The following is a 17,296-nucleotide window of genomic DNA, read 5'->3' as shown; positions in this document are numbered from 1 at the left end:
AGCTTTACCTTATGCAATTTAAACTGCAGTAATTACCTGGGCCAGTTTTTTGTTCAGTTTTTTGAGGATTCAATAGATGGAAGCTCTCTGTTTGCTAATAACAGGGCTGTATTGAAAACAAAAGCTACCGAAATGGATATTAACCTTTTTAACAGACTTCTTGAAATTAATCCAGGAAGAGGAATTAACCGGTCTGACAACCCCAAGGTGTATGAAAAAGACATTTATTATAAAGAATATCAAGAACTTAACAATCAGCAAAACATTTCAACATACCTGGAAACCCAGGGTATCCTGATGATGCTGACCGCCAAGTTCCTGAACCCCCAATTATTCAAACATCCCGAACATAAGCCTATCCCGGTAAAAATTGCAGAAGCCCTAAATTATATCCTTGTTAATTTACACATAAATCTTTCTGTGCACCTACTCGCCTCCCGGGCTAATCAAAATGTAGATTACTTTTCAAGGCAGTTTATGCAGCACACCGGAACCAGGCCATTAAATTATATAAATCAAAAACGTGTTGAGCGTGCGCAATATCTGATGGCGACAAGTAGAATGTCTTATTCGGAAATTTGCACTCAAACCGGATTTGACAACCTTTCTTATTTTTCTAAAACCTTCAAAAAACTGACTGGCATGTCGCCCAGCGAATATAAAAAACAGATATATCAGGTTGGCTTTAATCATTAGTCGCCAAATGCAGCAATAGTAGCACGTTTTCATCATCAACTATGATACAACATTGAGCACATCATAGTCTGAAACAAGCCCAGAAAACGTTTTAATAATTTCTTTTCAATGTAAGGCCCCTATCCCATTAACACGCGGCGCTACCAATAGCCGCTCGGCTTTATCAAAATAATAACATACATTATATGACCCATTTATGATTAATTCCATATAAGCCTTGTGGCTTAATCGATTCCTTTTACTAATTCGAATTTCTGTTATTGAAATAATACGCAAAAAGTCGGTTTTTTACAAAAAAAAGTCCCATTAGGTCAATTATTTAGATGTTATTTCAAAGAAATTTGGTTAATCAATTGTAAATGCGAGTTGCCGATTAACCAATTATAACAATAGGGTGATTTATAGCGTTTCCCGCTATTTATTGCAAACAGGCATAACTATTTATTAAATCACCAAACCAATTATGAAAAGAAGAACATTAATAAAAGGTTTAGCCACAGGGGTATCGTCCTTATACCTGTCTAAGCTTTATGGAAGCAGCTTGTTACACCCATATTCAAACGCCGGAATTAACTCGGGCCCTTTTAAACCCGACTGGGATTCACTTGCGCAATACCAGGTGCCTGATTGGTTTCGTGATGCCAAATTTGGCATATGGGCGCACTGGGGGCCGCAATGCCAGCCCGAACGCGGAGATTGGTATGCCCGTGGCATGTATCAGGAAGGGAGCGACCAATATCAATATCACGTGCAAAAATATGGGCATCCTTCAAAATTTGGTTTCAAAGATGTTATAAACGAATGGAAAGCCGAGAACTGGAACCCCGATGAATTGGTTGGATTATATAAAAGTGCTGGCGCTAAATATTTTATGGCATTAGCCAACCACCACGATAATTTTGACCTTTACGACAGTAAATACCAAAGCTGGAACGCTACTAAACTGGGGCCTAAAAAAGACCTGGTTGGCGGCTGGGCCAAGGCTGCTAAAGAGCACAACCTGCCTTTTGGTGTAACGGTGCATGCATCGCACCCATGGACGTGGTACGAGGTTGCCCAACGCGCGGATAAAACCGGACCATACGCGGGTATACCTTATGATGGTAAGCTTACCAAAGCTGATGGCGCTGGCAAGTGGTGGGACGGCTATGATCCGCAGGAATTATATGCCCAAAACCACCCCTTGAGCCAGGATAGTCTTAATGACGATAGCATGGGCCGGCACTGGGACTGGGGCAATGGTGCCAGCGTACCAAATAAAGCCTACTGCGATAAACTTTTGAATCGTACCATAGAATTAATTGACAAATACGGTCCCGAATTAATTTATTTTGACGATACCGCCTTACCTCTTTGGCCGGTAAGTGATGCCGGCTTAAAAATAGCGGCACATATGTACAATACCAGTATTAAAAAACATGGTAAACTACAAGCAGCACTATTTGGCAAAGTATTGAATGAGCAACAGCGCAAATGCATGATATGGGATATAGAGCGTGGACAGAGCAACCAGATAGAGCCCTTACCATGGCAAACGGATACCTGTATTGGTGCATGGCACTATGATAGACGCATATTTGATAATAAAGGCTACAAAAGCGCCAAAACGGTAGTGCATACTCTGGTTGATATTGTAAGTAAAAATGGTAATCTACTCTTAAACATACCATTACGAGGCGATGGAACCCTTGATAGCGAGGAACGTGTTGTAGTTGAAGGCATAGGTTCCTGGATGCATGTTAACAGTGAGGCAATTTATGGCACCCGCCCCTGGAAAGTTTTTGGTGAAGGCCCGGCAACAGATTCGGCGGCACCTATCAATGCGCAGGGCTTTAATGAAGGCAAAGGTAAACCATTTGGAGCCGAAGATATCCGTTATACAACTAAGGGTAAAACGCTTTATGCGGTAATGTTAGGTTGGCCAACCGGCAACGAAGCCCTGATTAAAAAGTTGGCCACAGGCAATGAGACAGGTAAGGTAAACAGCGTAAGCCTGCTTGGAAACGAAAAATTGAGTTTTGAGCAAACCTCAACAGGCCTAAAAGTAAAATTACCGGAACAAGCGCCGTGTAAAGACGCGTTTGTTTTTAAAATTGAAGGTGCTATTGTATAATATCCGGTCATGAAAACAAATAAGAGTCTTTTCCCATTTATATTGATTACCAGTTTGTTCTTTTTATGGGGTTTTGCTCATAACCTCGACCCTATATTGATACCTCACTTAAAAAAATCATTTACGCTTACAACCGTTCAGGCTACCCTGGTGGATTCGGCTGTGTTCATAGCCTATTTTTTGATGGCTTTGCCAGCGGGCTTTATTATGAAAAAATATGGTTATAAAACAGGCATTATAACAGGGCTGCTTATTTTTGCGCTTGGCTCCTATTTATTTATACCTGCAGCCAACATGCAGCAGTACTCATTTTTCCTGGTTGCCTTGTTCATTATTGCCTGCGGATTAACTATTTTAGAAACAGCTGCCAATCCGTATGCTTCGTCATTGGGCGACCCTGCAACTTCTACACAACGGCTTAATTTTGCACAATCGTTTAATGGACTGGCTACAACCCTGGCACCTATAATTGGTGGGCGTATTATACTTACCAAAGGTTATACAACGGCGCAATTGAGCGTAATGACAGAACAGGGCCGCAAGCTGGCGCTTGCCGCCGAAGCCTCTTCTGTGAAAATACCCTACTTTATACTTGGCACTGTACTGGTAATCATCGCTATCATTTTTGCCTTCACCCGGCTACCCAGGATTCAGCAGCATGAAGGGCATGCAGCCAGTAAAAATATTTTTCATGCCCTAAAACACCGCCATTTAGCATGGGGTGTAGCCGCCCAGTTTTTTTATGTGGGTGCGCAGGTCTGTGTATTTAGTTTGTTTATCCTTTATGCGCCAAAATCTGCAGACCTTACAGAAGTAAAGGCTACCTACTACCTGGGGGTATGCGGCGCTGCATTTTTGACAGGCCGGTTTATCGGTACATTTTTAATGAGGTACTACAGCGCGGCAAGTTTGCTGGCAGCTTATGCGGGCATCAATATCTTACTTTGCGTTGTGGCTATTTTAGGCCATGGCATGATTACCGTTTACGCGGTTATCGGAATCTGCTTTTTCATGTCCATTATGTTCCCAACTATTTTTGCGCTGGGTATAAAAGATTTAAAAGCTGATACCGAATTTGGCAGCAGCCTCATCATTATGTCCATCGTCGGTGGTGCCATTTTGCCGAGAATATTTGGTTACATCAGCGATATAACCGGTAATATTCAATACGGCTATGTGGTGCCATTAGTCTGTTTTGCGGTGGTAGCATTTTTCGGATTTAAAGGCTACCGCGTAAAAGTGCAACCTAAAGATTTACTGGTTTCAGCTATCCTTTAAAATAATCCATTTTTACATGAAAGAAATTAGTTTACCCCAAATAATTTTTGGAACCAGTGGCTTAGGAAATTTATACGTGGCTCTTCCTGACGATGCTAAACGTGCTATTGTTGCCGAAAGCGTCAGGTGCTCTCCAAAACCAGCCGTATTTGATTCTGCCGGTAAATACGGTGCCGGACTGGCGCTTGAATCGCTGGGGCTGTGTTTAACGCAATTGAACGTAAAACCTTCAGATGTACTGATCAGCAATAAATTAGGGTGGCTGCGCACAGCATTAAAAACCACCGAACCTACTTTTGAACCTGGTGTATGGCGCGATTTGAAATATGATGCCATTCAGCGCATAAGTTATCATGGTATCCTGGAATGTTATGAACAGGGGAATGAATTGCTGGGCAATTACCGGGCAGAACTGGTATCTGTACACGACCCCGATGAATACCTTGCCAAAGCAAAAAGTGAACAGGACCAAGCCCAGCGCTACCGGGACATACTGGAGGCTTACCGTGCGTTGAATGAATTAAAACGGGATGGTAAAGTGAAGGCCATCGGTGTTGGGTCAAAGGATTGGCGGATCATCAAAAAAATAACTCATGATGTGAAACTCGATTGGGTAATGATAGCCAATAGCATGACGGTTCACAGCCATCCCGGAGAATTGGTTGAATTTATGCAGGAGCTTGAAAAACAGGGTACCCTTATTATCAATTCCGCGGTTTTTAACGGAGGTTTTTTAACGGGATCGGCTTATTATAATTACCGGTTGACTGATCCGGTAAAAGACAAGCATTTATACCGTTGGCGGGAGTTGTTTTATGGCTTATGTACCGATTATAAAATAAAACCGGCGGAAGCATGTGTGGCTTTTGGACTAAATGGACCAGGCGTTAAAAGTATAGCCATGAATACCACAAATCCCGCCAAGGTTTCACAAAATGTTGCGTTGGCTTCTTTAAAGATCCCAACACAATTTTGGAAAGAAATGAAACAATATGGTTTAGTTGACGAATCATACGCTTCCATTTATCTGTAAAAAATTAAATATCACTATGAAAAGGTACTGTTTGGCGCTTGATTTAAAGGATGACCCACAATTAATAGCAGAATATGAACACTGGCATAAAACAGAAAATAGCTGGCCGGAAATACGAAAAAGTATACTCGATGCAGAAATTCAGGATATGCAGATCTATCGTACGGGTAATCGCCTGTTTATGATCATGGAAACAAGCGATCTATACGAAGCTAAGAAAAAAGAGCAAATGGATGCCCTCAATCCCAAAGTACAGGAGTGGGAAAAACTAATGTGGATATTTCAACAACCCCTGCCCTGGGCAAAAGAAGGGGAAAAATGGGTGATCATGGAACAGATTTTTCAGTTATAAAAATATGCAGGTAATAGTTTGTGAGGAACCAGGAAAATTGGCTTTCAAAGAGCAGGAAAAACCTGGGATAAAAGAGGGCTATGCCCAGATAAGGATCAAGAGGATAGGCATCTGCGGAACAGATTTGCACGCTTTTGAAGGTACACAGCCTTATTTTAATTACCCCCGTATCCTGGGACATGAACTTTCGGGCGAATTGGTTGAGCCTAATGGCGCACAAGGTTTCCAAAAAGGCGAAGCCGTGACATTTATCCCCTATTTTAATTGCGGTTTATGTATTGCCTGCAGATCTGGGAAACCTAATTGCTGCACACAAATTAATGTTTGTGGTGTACATGTGGATGGCGGAATGACAGAATACCTGAATGTGCCGGAATATTCACTGGTGCATGGCGATGGTTTAAGTTATGATGAGCTGGCGCTGGTAGAACCCCTGGCAATAGGAGCGCACGGTATCAGGCGTGCAGATGTACAACCTGGTGAATTTGTATTGGTTATTGGTGCAGGCCCAATAGGCCTGGGCATTATGGAGTTTGCACGTATTGCAGGGGGAAAAGTTATTGCAATGGACCTAAATGCTAAGCGCCTGGAATTTTGCAGGGATAGATTAAAGGTAGATCATATTATTAACGGATCCACCGAAGATGTATTGGCGCGGTTAACTTCCATAACTAATGGCGATATGCCCAGCGTAGTTATAGATGCCACCGGCAGTTTGAGAGCGATAAACAATGGATTTCAATATATGGCGCATGGGGCCAGGTATGTGCTTGTAGGCTTGCAAAAAGGAGATATTAGTTTTAGTCATCCAGAGTTTCATAAGCGCGAGGCTACGTTAATGAGCAGTCGTAATGCTACCCGGGCCGATTTTGAACATGTTATTGCGTCGATGAAAAAAGGGTTGGTACAACCTGCTAATTATATCACCCACCGTGTATCGTTTAACCAGGTTATTGATGAATTTGAAGGATGGCTTGATCCGGCGAATGGTGTAATTAAGGCTATGGTAGAAGTTGATTAATGCTAACCATTGTAAGGTGAGCAAAAAGGTAGCGGCAGAGTGATGATAAGCCAATTAATAATGAACCTCACTTTACATAGAATAAAACCGTTATAAAATTTCAGAATCCCCTTCTCCAGACTACAGACCGTGAGAAATTGGTGGTAATGGATAAAACATTTCAACTGCAGGATTAAATTTTTATAAAAAATTAAGATGAAAAGCGTTTTTTTTGTTCTGAGCTTTTTTTTAAGCTCCGTTGGTTATGCCCAACAAATTTTATCGCCCAATAAAAAAATTAAGTTAGTTGTAGAAATGCAGCCGGCAGGCCAGAAAGGGTTAAGCCAGGTCTATTTTAAAGTGCTGTATAAAAGCAAGGAGGCTTATATTGAAGTGTTGCCGGCTTCACCCTTAGGCATTTTAAGAGAGGATCAGCAATTCACATCAAATCTAAAACTCATTGGTGAAGGCAAACCTGTATCGGTTCATGACAAATACGAAATGCTGACCGGAAAGCGGAAGCTTTGCGAAAACTTTGGTACCGAAAAAACATTTAACTATCAGAATGACTCAAAACAGCCCCTGAATATCACTTTCAGGGTTTATAACGATGGGGTTGCTTTCAGGTATACTTTTCCCAATCGCTCAGACTCCAGCTTATCTATTAAAGATGAAGCGACGGGTTACGTTATCCCCGAAGGTACAGCAAGGTGGATGCAGCCATTTGAACAATCTTATGAAAATTTTTATCCGCTTAGTACCAGTGGATCTAATGAGAAAAATAGCGGCGAATGGGGATATCCGGCTTTGTATAAGGTTAATGACCAGTCATTATGGGTGCTCATTTCTGAGGCAGGTATAACCAGGCAAAATTGCGGGGCAAAACTTAACAATAAACAAAATACAAACCTGTATAAGGTGAGTTATCCTGTAGCAAAAAAAGACATGCATGGTGGAGTTGTTTCCGCTTTACCATGGAAATCGCAATGGCATGTGATGATAGTAGGAAAGCTGGCCGATTTGGTAGAAAGTACACTAATTACTGATGTGAGCGAACCTACCGCCTTTAAAGACACCAAATGGATTGAACCCGGAAGCGCAGCTTGGGTGTATTGGGCATACAATCACGGTTCAAAAGATTATCAAAGGGTGATTGAATACATTGACCTGGCCGTAAAAATGAAATGGCCGTATGTGCTTATTGACTGGGAATGGGATACAATGACAAACGGCGGTACGCTAAAAGACGCGTTGAATTATGCCAGGAGCAAAGGCATCAAAACGCTTTTATGGTATAACTCTGGTACCGAGTGGCTTGGCGCGACACCGGTTGACAGGCTTCTGACACACGAGAAAAGAGAAAAGGAATTTTCATGGCTGAGAGAGATTGGAGTATCAGGGATCAAGGTCGATTTTTTTGCGGGCGACCAGCAGGCTATGATGCAATATTATATTGATATTCTGGAAGATGCTGCAAAACACAATCTACTGGTAAACTTTCACGGAGCTACCATACCCCGTGGGTGGGCGCGTACCTATCCCAATTTGATGAGTACCGAAGCGGTGTATGGTGCAGAATGGTATAATAACAACGGCATTTTAACAGATAAGGCAGCTTCACATAATACCACTCTTCCATTTACCAGGAATATAGTAGGCTCTATGGACTACACGCCCGTAACCTTTTCCAATTCGCAACATGAACATAAAACTTCTTTTGCTCATGAATTGGCTTTGGCAGTGGTATTTGAATCCGGATTACAGCATTTTGCAGACAGGCCTTCTGCCTATTATGACTTACCTGAAGAACCCCGCGGGTTTCTAAAAAACTTTCCTACAACCTGGGATGAAACAAAGCTGATAAATGGTTACCCGGGCGAAATGATTGTTATAGCACGAAGAAAAGGTAAACTCTGGTATGTTGCCGGGCTTAATGGAAAAGATACCGAGCAAACACTCAATCTTACGTTTAACTTTTTAGGAAATTCAGGCTATTCTTTCCAAATATTCAAAGACGGAATAGATACAAAAGCTATCACAAGCGAAACCAGAAGTATCAAAAAATCAAATACGCTGCAAATCCAATGCCTGCCCAGAGGTGGTTTCGCTGGAGTAATTAGCGAGAAGGGCTCAAGCACACTTAAATAAAAAATATTATGAAACGCAGACAACTTTTAAAGCATCTGGCAGCTTCAGTTCCGGCAATGAAACCCAAACTTATGTTCAAACAAAAAATAAATAGTACGGCAGCCGGGCTTGTATTAGTTCTCATGAGTTATTCATTTGCCGCAAAGAGCCAGCAAATGGGCGATGCGGAAAAAAAATCAATGGAGAAAGGATCAATCTACCCTGCATTAAAAGGTGCAGGGCAAGGTGTATCGGGTCCGGGTTCCAATCTTCCGCCCGAAAAGATGCAAGACTGGGAAGATCAGAAATTTGGAATGTTCATCCATTGGGGGTTATATGCTATCCCGGCTTCGGGCGAATGGACCATGTTTAATCAAAAAATACCTGCAGAGGAATATGCCAAACTCGCTGATCAGTTTAATCCGAAGCATTTCAGTGCTGCAGAATGGGCCAGGGTAGCGAAAGAAGCCGGTATGAAATATATGGTAATGGTTGCCAGGCACCATGATGGTTTTGCCCTTTGGAACAGCCCCTCAAGTTATAGGCATTTTGATAGCTGGGAAACTGCAGCTCATCGCGATTTTGTAAAAGAGTACACCGATGCATGCCGTAAGGCAGGTCTCTCTGTAGGCATTTATTACTCTCCGCTGGATTGGCGCTTCCCGGGTTATTTCGACCCCAAGGGACTTCCTGATAATGCCGCGCTGCTCAAAAAACAAACTTATGGGCAGGTAGAAGAACTAATGAAAAATTATGGTAAAATAGATATTTTGTGGTACGATGGCGGCTGGTTAGCCCATAAGGGTAGTGATGCCGACGCGGCTTGGTTTTGGGAACCGTTAAAACTTAACGCGATGGTACGTAGCTATAACCCGGATGTTGTGATTAACCCAAGGTCGGGAATGGTTGGAGATTTCCAGACCGACGAAGGTGGTGCTGATGTTAAGGGGCCCATTATTCCTTTCCCCTGGGAAAAATGCCTGAACCTTAATGCAACAAGCTGGGGATATAATAGGGCTCAGAACTTGATGCCCTTGAAACAGATTATAAATATGCTCGTCAATACAGTTGACCGCGGGGGAAATATGTTATTAAACGTAGGACCAGACCCGGATGGTGTCATCCCCCCTACTCATGTGGAGCGCCTGAAAGAAGTAGGGAACTGGTTAGCGAAAAATGGCGAAGGTATATATCAAACGCGTCCTGGTCCTTTTCAACCTGTTGATGATTTTTATGGAGCTACCTACCGGGGTAATAATATATACATCCACCTGCTGAAAATTCCGGCTGGGGCTGCGGTTGTCAAATTACCGCCAACCAGGCAGACTGTTACAGCATGTAAGGTACTAAACGGTAAAAAAGTTAAATTTCATCAGGATATGGCGGGCATCACAATTGATCTGGCTACAGTACAATTAGATTCACTGGTAACCACCCTGGTGTTAAAAACAAAAGGCAGATAGCGGTCACGGGTATTTCGAATTAAAATAAGCCGTACCTCTTCAGCAGGCACACTGAAATTTAGGAGTCCCTTGGTGATTTTCATTTAAGAAAATACTTAATATATTGATAATCATTTAGTTTATAATTTATTAAAATAACAAAAACATCTTATAAATTAATAATAAATGAAACACACCCTACTTATTGCGTTGTTGATAACCTATAACAGTTTTTGGTTTTCAAATAGCATACATGCTGAAAATGACACGCGTTTTACTGACGATGAATTGATAGATACGGACGGAAAGCCAGTTAATGCTCATGGGGCAGGCGTATTATATCACAAGGGTGTTTATTATCTTTTTGGTGAAGTGAAGCAAGGTAAAACCTGGCTTGTACCGAAGCAGAATTGGGAAGACTTCCGGGTTCCGGCCGGAGGGGTTTCATGCTATTCTTCTACAGATCTTAAACATTGGAAAAACAGGGGTGTGGTTTTAAAGCCTACTACAAACAATCCCGATTACGACCTGGATACCAGCAGGGTTATTGAAAGGCCCAAGGTGATTTATAATGAGCATACAAAAAAGTTCATTATGTGGATGCATATAGACAAGAATGACTATAGTTATTCACGGGGAGGTGTTGCTATAAGCGATAAACCTTTCGGGCCTTATAAATACCTGGGCAGTGTGAAGCCTAACAATCAAATGTTAAGAGATATGACTTTGTTTAAAGACGATGACGGAAAGGCTTATCTTATTTATTCGTCCGAGAATAATAACACTATGCACATTTGTTTGCTAAGCAGTGATTATTTGACGCCAACAAAAGCTTATACCCGAATATTGGTAAATGAAGGGAGAGAAAGTCCGGCTATTTTTAAAAACCAGGGCAAATACTTTTTAATTACTTCCGGCTGTTCGGGTTGGTCGCCTAATGCGGCTTCTTATGCAGTTGCCGATCATGTAATGGGGCCATGGTTAGAACGTGAAAATCCATGTAAAGGAGTAAATGCCGAAGTGTCTTTTTTTTCACAGGGCGGGTTTGTACTGCCTGTAGCAAACAAACCAGGGTCATTTATTTTTATGGGTGACAGATGGAATAAAACCGACCTTGAGAAATCAACTTATTTATGGCTCCCGGTTCATATAATTAATGATAAAATAGAAATTTATTAATGAAGAGCTAATTGGTTGGGGTTGCTTATGATAAACCGGAATTTGATTCATCAAAGTATCTTAATTTATGTATAAGCAATTTCTTATTGTAATCATCCTGATCGCTACGCTTAAATCGGTAAGAGGGCAGGATAATCAAAATCCAAAATGGAACACCTGGGCTACCTGGGGAGATCAGAACAATGGTACTTATCGGAACCCTATATTGCCTGCAGACTACAGCGATCTTGATTGTATCCGTGTAGGAGACGATTATTACGCCATATCATCTACTTTTCAATATTCTCCTGGAATAATCATCCTTCATTCAAAAGATCTGGTAAACTGGACGATAAAAAGCCACGCGGTGCCTGATATTACACAAATATCTTCAGAAATGAACTGGGATAGAATGAACCGGTATGGTACTGGCATTTTAGCGCTGCTGCCCCCGTTGTGATGTACTTTTCACAAACCGCGCATACCGGTACTGTTCCAAGCAATGCATCACTAAAGGTACTAAATGCTTATTTCAAATGGAGACTTTCACCTGATGGCAAAATTGACATTAAATAAAAACGTGCCACAACAATATTGAAACATTTCGATGGTAAACATTACCGTAATATTATAACAAATATTTATAGTAAAAACTTTTATTGTCTTTAAATCGGCCATTTTTTTACCGTCAAAAAAATAAGGTTAATTCAAAAGATGAACCACGTCTTAAAGCTTGCAGCGAGGGTGATTGATTCAGAATGTGGCATAAATTGACAAATGTTGTGTTTTTATGGTAAAAAATTGGTTACATGAATCTGCTTCAAAAGTAATTTTACCGTTGCAAAGCTGCTATAATTATCATCAAATAGCTGTTGCATTATAAACCAATAAGGCCAACCGGCGAGTTTTATCAAAAATGCGATTTAAGTTTTTAAAACTTGATCGACCTGTATACTACAGTTAGTTGTATTCAGGAAAAGCACAAACCGGTCTGGCTCTACAATCGATTGCAAACCTTTTATAAGCTATATTTATGAGAGAATAAACCCTAAGACCTTGTTTTGCCGGTCACAGTTTGTGCCCCGCGGTAAACTACACCGGTATCAATATTATGGATTCAATAACTAATAAATTCAATCCTGATAGAGGTTACCGGCTAAGCGGCCAATTTAAGTAAACCGCCTTTTAGTAAATCAAGTATTCCTTATACGGTATAGTCAATAATTATGAATGAGTTTAATTCATTCATCCCCTAACGACTATGTAATACGGAAGCCTGATTCGCAAATAAGTGGTAAATCTTAGCAATTTCCCAACCAATGTTTTCAATTAATAAACCAAAATATGAAAAAAAGATATTTACTAAGCACTTTCATGAGAATGACGGTTATAATAGTATTTATAAGTGCTACTATTATAAACTGCGCGTTTGCGGCTAATGGCCTTACTCATTTGCAGCATACAAATTCTGGTGTAATCAACTCAGAGGCCAGTAAGGTTATAACGGGTAAAGTGACCGATGAGAACGGCACTGGACTACCTGGTGTAACTGTTACATTAAAAGGCACAACTACTGCGGTAGGAACCGATGTCAGCGGTGCGTTCCGCATTGAGGTACCTAATGATCAGTCGGTTCTTGTTTTTACTTTTATAGGCTACGCTTCAAAAGAAGTATCAGTTTCGGGTAAATCTGTTATTAATGTATCGCTAAGCAGCGATTCTAAATCGCTAAATGAGGTAGTAGTTGTGGGTTACGGAACGCAAAAGCGCGCCAATGTAACCGGTGCTGTTTCATCAGTAAGCGGTAAAACATTATCAGCTTTACCGGTTGGCGGTGTCGATCAGGCCTTGCAGGGCCGCGTGGCCGGCTTAACTGTTACCAACAATGGTTCGCCGGGTACAGCACCAATTGTACAGATACGCGGTGTAAGTTCTATCGGTTACGGAGGCGACCCATTGTATATTATTGATGGTTTTCCGGGCTCCATCGGCAGTCTCGACCCCAGAGATATACAATCAGTTGACGTACTTAAGGATGCAAGTGCAGCGGCAATCTATGGTTCAAGAGCAACTAACGGCGTTATTATCATCACAACCAAAAAGGGTTCTGGTGGTAAAGTTGTGTTAAGCTTTGATTCGTACGCAGGATTTCAGGAAGCTACTAAAAGGTATGATCTTCTTAATACCAATCAATATGTACAATATGAAAGGGCTTTAAACGGAGCCGCGGGTATTGGCATACCACCGCGCTTACAACCGGCAAATTTTAATCAGCCTATCTACGCGGGCTCCTCGCAAACCTTCGCTCAAACCAACACCGACTGGCAGAGCGCCTACTTCAAAAAAGGACCAGTGCAACAGCATGCGGTTTCGCTAAGCGGCGGAAATGAGAATTCACGCATATTTACATCAGCCAGTTACTTTGATCAGGATGGTATTACTGTAGGAACAAGCTTCAGCCGTAAAAGTTACCGAATCAATTCTGATCATAATCTAAACAAGTTTATCACAATTGGAGAAACATTCAATGTTTCGTCAACCCGCCAACGCTTTGGTATTCCCCCGGGCAATAGAACGCCAATTACCAATGTGATAAGAATGCAGCCATATATACCTGTTTACAATCCGAACAACCAAGGCGGTTATTTTGGCCCTCAAAGCAGTTTTGATGGTGCCGACCCGGTAAATCCGATTGAACAGGCGCTAATTAACGAAAACCGTAATTATGGTGTTGGAATACGCGGCAATGCTTATTTAACAGTAAAGTTTACACCCTGGCTCAAATTCAATTCTACTTACGGACTTGATTACGGAACAAACAGGCAGGAACAATATACCCCTATTTATAATGATGGTGGTACTTCAAGTGCCCCGATTGCTTCAATAACCGAAAATACCGGATCGGGTACCACCACACTTTACACACAACAATTAACTTTCGACCACACTTTCGCCAGCAAACACCACGTATCGGCTTTAGCAGTTTATGAAGTGCAAACCAACCGCAGTGACAGTCAAAACTCTTTTGGCAATCAAAATAACAACACTATACGCACGTTAAACAACGCTACAAATACAACTACCAATTACACTTATGGCACTAACGTTCTGCAATCGTTAGTAGCGCGGGTGGGGTATGATTTTGAAGGGAAATATTTAATTTCCGGTTCAATACGCCGCGATGGCTTGTCTGTTTGGGCCCCGGGTCACAAATATCAAAACTTCCCTGCCGCCTCAATAGGCTGGAAGGTTGACCAGGAAAGTTTCATGCGCGATCTTAAATCGGTAAGTGAATTGAAAATACGGGCCGGATATGGCGTTACCGGTATAAACGGAACTGTATTGGGAAATTACCCTTATGTTTCCAATGTTTCTGCGGGTGGCACAACATATCCGTTTGACAACCTGGCAACGGGTAATAACTCTGGCAATGGGTCTTTCTACAGTTCGTTAAGTAATTATTTTCTTCATTGGGAAATAACCAAATCAACAAACATTGGTTTTGACCTGGGCCTATTTCAAAACGCATTTACGCTATCGGCCGAGGTTTATAAAAGAAAGACCGAGAATCTTATCTTAACTGTACCGTCTCCGCCAAGCTTTGGTGTTGGCGCCCCACTTGCTAATGTTGGAGCGATGCAAAACACCGGTATTGAATTGACCGCAGGTTACCATAAAACCAATGGCGACTTTAAATATGATGTATCGGCAGTGTTTGGTTTAACCAGAAATAAAGTTACCTCATTAACCGGAGCCGCAAACGGTACCATCACAGCCGGCGGCGATGCAGATTTTGGTGGTGGCGGTCCAATTACCAACACTTCGCTTGGTCAACCTATCCAATACTTCTACGGTTATGTGGTAGAAGGTATATTCCAAAATGCTACAGATGTAAGCAGTCATGCTACTCAAACAGGTGCAGCGCCAGGCGATTTAAAATTCAAGGATATTAATCATGACGGCGTAATTGATGCCAACGACAGGGTTAATCTGGGCAGTTACCTCCCTAAATTCACTTATTCATTAAATTATTCTGCCAGTTACAAGAATTTCGACGTTGCTTTATTTTTCCAGGGAGTATATGGCAATAAAATATTTAACGCCGAAAGAATTATCGCCGAAGGCATGTCGAGGTTATTCAACTCAGATGTTAATGTGCTAAACGCCTGGACTCCCAGTAATACCAACACCAATATCCCGAGAGCTATTTCAGGAGATCCCAACTCAAATGTAAGGCCTTCAACCCGCTGGGTGGAAAGCGGCTCATACCTGCGCCTTAAAAATCTCCAGTTAGGTTACAATTTACCAATGCCATGGCTTAAAACGTCCACTAACAACCTGGTAAGCAAAGTGAGGATTTATTTATCATCAACAAACCTGTTCACTATTACAAAGTACACCGGGCTTGATCCAGAGGTCGGCTCCAAAAACGGAACGCTTACAAATGGTATAGACTATGGTCAATATCCTTCGGCAAGAGTGTTCCAGGTTGGTTTACAGGCAACATTTTAACAATCATTAAATTGATATATTATGAAACATAGAAAAATTTATTTATTGTCAACCATTATCTTACTAACGATAACGATGATCGTATTGTCCTGTAAAAAAACAGCGTTAAACACGTCTGATCCTAATAACCTTACCACGGGCAACTATTATAAAACAGCAGCACAACTAAAGTCGGCGGTTAATGCTATTTACGCGGTTATGCATCAAAACAATCTTGTATCCAGGGAGTGGTATTACCTGCATGATACAAGGAGCGATGAAGTAGCACCTGGCGGCGGGCAATTGGAAGCGCCAAGGCTTCAATTGATTAACAATACCGACGATCCTACCAACTCGGTAATGAATTCTGTATGGAATGGCTGGTATACGGTAATTTTCCGTGCGAATGTGGTAACAGATAACGCGCCAAATGTTACCGACAATGCAGCTGATGCCAAAGAATCAGTGGGCGAGGCAAAATTTCTACGTGCCTGGGCTTATTTCGACCTGGTTAGCATGTGGGGCGGCGTGCCGCTGGTAACATCGGTTCCTAAAACCGTTACCGACTTTAAACCACGGGCCGATGTTGCCGCCGTTTATGCGCAAATAATTAAGGACCTTACAGATGCCGCGGCAGTATTGCCCGGAAAATCAGCTACTGATAAGGGGCGTGCCACTGCATCTGCCGCCTATGCAATGCTTGGCAGGGTATTAATGCAGCAAGGCAATTATGCCGATGCTAAAGCCGCGTTTCTTAAGATACCTACCAGCGGGGCCGATGGATATTCATTAACTGCCCGTTATCTTGATAATTTTGAGTTAGCCACCGAATTTAACAAAGAATCAATTTTTGAAGTTGTGTTTGTTGATAAAGGAACTAACGGTTACAACTGGGGCGGTGAAAGCGCCACTGAGGATCAATCGACAGTTAGGAATCAGGAATATTGCCCTGTTGCCTGGAGAAACCTTATTCCTTCAAACAAATTTCTGAATGAATTTGAAAGTACAGCTACAGGTGCGGTAAAAACAGATCCGCGTTTTTCATATAGCGTTTATCAAACCGGCGACGTTTATAACAATGGTCAAAGCACTTTGAAAGATGCCGATCAAAACGGAAACTCTTCGGTATTGAACGGTGTTACCAAAAAGATTAGCTGGCGCAAATTTATGATCATATACCAGGAAAGTGCGTCTACCGCAAGTTTCCACCCAGGCGGTAACAACCAACGTATTATACGCTATTCGGAAGTATTACTTAACCTTGCTGAATGTGCTAATGAAACCGGTGACATTGCCGGAGCTGTGGCCTACCTTAATATGGTGCGTGCAAGGCCAGATGTTGCTATGCCCCCTTATCCAACGGTTCAATTTCCGGTTACTTCTAAAAACGACGTGGTTAAAGCCATCATGCACGAAAGAATGGTAGAATTAGGCGATGAAGAAGTACGCAACATTGACATTTTAAGATGGCGCAAAAAAGGGTATTTCACTACCGAGCCAATTGCTGGTTTCCACGCCAACAGAGACGAATTATTACCTATACCTCAAGCTGAATTGGATAATAACCCTCTTGTTTCGGGGCACCAAAACCCCGGCTATTAATTTA

Annotated in this window: 12 protein-coding genes; all 12 read left to right on the top strand. The window is 41.9% G+C overall.

Annotation, left to right across the window (positions count from 1 at the left end):
* Positions 1-132: 132 nt before the first annotated feature.
* A complete protein-coding gene (locus FHS10_RS00440; RefSeq protein WP_259086655.1) occupies positions 133-696 on the top strand; it encodes a helix-turn-helix domain-containing protein in 564 nt (187 codons plus the stop codon).
* Between the two features lie 463 nt (positions 697-1,159).
* A complete protein-coding gene (locus FHS10_RS00435) occupies positions 1,160-2,809 on the top strand; it encodes an alpha-L-fucosidase (protein ID WP_259086654.1) in 1,650 nt (549 codons plus the stop codon).
* A gap of 9 nt (positions 2,810-2,818) precedes the next feature.
* Positions 2,819-4,087, top strand: a complete 1,269-nt coding sequence (gene fucP / locus FHS10_RS00430; protein ID WP_259086653.1) for an L-fucose:H+ symporter permease — start codon at positions 2,819-2,821, stop codon at positions 4,085-4,087.
* 16 nt (positions 4,088-4,103) lie between these two features.
* Positions 4,104-5,120 (top strand): aldo/keto reductase, encoded by a 1,017-nt coding sequence (locus FHS10_RS00425; RefSeq protein WP_259086652.1) that lies wholly within the window; start codon positions 4,104-4,106, stop codon positions 5,118-5,120.
* 16 nt (positions 5,121-5,136) lie between these two features.
* Positions 5,137-5,472, top strand: a complete 336-nt coding sequence (locus FHS10_RS00420) for an L-rhamnose mutarotase (protein ID WP_259086651.1) — start codon at positions 5,137-5,139, stop codon at positions 5,470-5,472.
* A gap of 4 nt (positions 5,473-5,476) precedes the next feature.
* Positions 5,477-6,493 carry a zinc-binding alcohol dehydrogenase family protein gene (locus FHS10_RS00415; protein WP_259086650.1) on the top strand — a complete coding sequence of 339 codons (1,017 nt, stop codon included), beginning with the start codon at positions 5,477-5,479 and terminating at the stop codon, positions 6,491-6,493.
* 195 nt (positions 6,494-6,688) lie between these two features.
* A complete protein-coding gene (locus tag FHS10_RS00410) occupies positions 6,689-8,620 on the top strand; it encodes a glycoside hydrolase family 97 protein (RefSeq protein WP_259086649.1) in 1,932 nt (643 codons plus the stop codon).
* Between the two features lie 8 nt (positions 8,621-8,628).
* Positions 8,629-10,062 (top strand): alpha-L-fucosidase, encoded by a 1,434-nt coding sequence (locus FHS10_RS00405; protein ID WP_259086648.1) that lies wholly within the window; start codon positions 8,629-8,631, stop codon positions 10,060-10,062.
* Positions 10,063-10,227: 165 nt separating this feature from the next.
* Complete coding sequence (locus FHS10_RS00400; RefSeq protein WP_259086647.1) at positions 10,228-11,220, top strand: glycoside hydrolase family 43 protein; 993 nt, start codon at positions 10,228-10,230, stop codon at positions 11,218-11,220.
* 67 nt (positions 11,221-11,287) lie between these two features.
* A complete protein-coding gene (locus tag FHS10_RS00395; RefSeq protein ID WP_310504175.1) occupies positions 11,288-11,659 on the top strand; it encodes a family 43 glycosylhydrolase in 372 nt (123 codons plus the stop codon).
* A gap of 884 nt (positions 11,660-12,543) precedes the next feature.
* Positions 12,544-15,711, top strand: coding sequence for a SusC/RagA family TonB-linked outer membrane protein (locus FHS10_RS00390; RefSeq protein ID WP_259086646.1), 3,168 nt, complete (start codon positions 12,544-12,546; stop codon positions 15,709-15,711).
* 21 nt (positions 15,712-15,732) lie between these two features.
* Positions 15,733-17,292, top strand: coding sequence for a RagB/SusD family nutrient uptake outer membrane protein (locus FHS10_RS00385; protein WP_259086645.1), 1,560 nt, complete (start codon positions 15,733-15,735; stop codon positions 17,290-17,292).
* Positions 17,293-17,296: the final 4 nt, after the last annotated feature.

The organism is Mucilaginibacter dorajii (assembly GCF_024808255.1).
Classification (GTDB): Bacteria; Bacteroidota; Bacteroidia; order Sphingobacteriales; family Sphingobacteriaceae; genus Mucilaginibacter; species Mucilaginibacter dorajii.
This window is presented reverse-complemented; position numbering and strand designations above follow the sequence as displayed.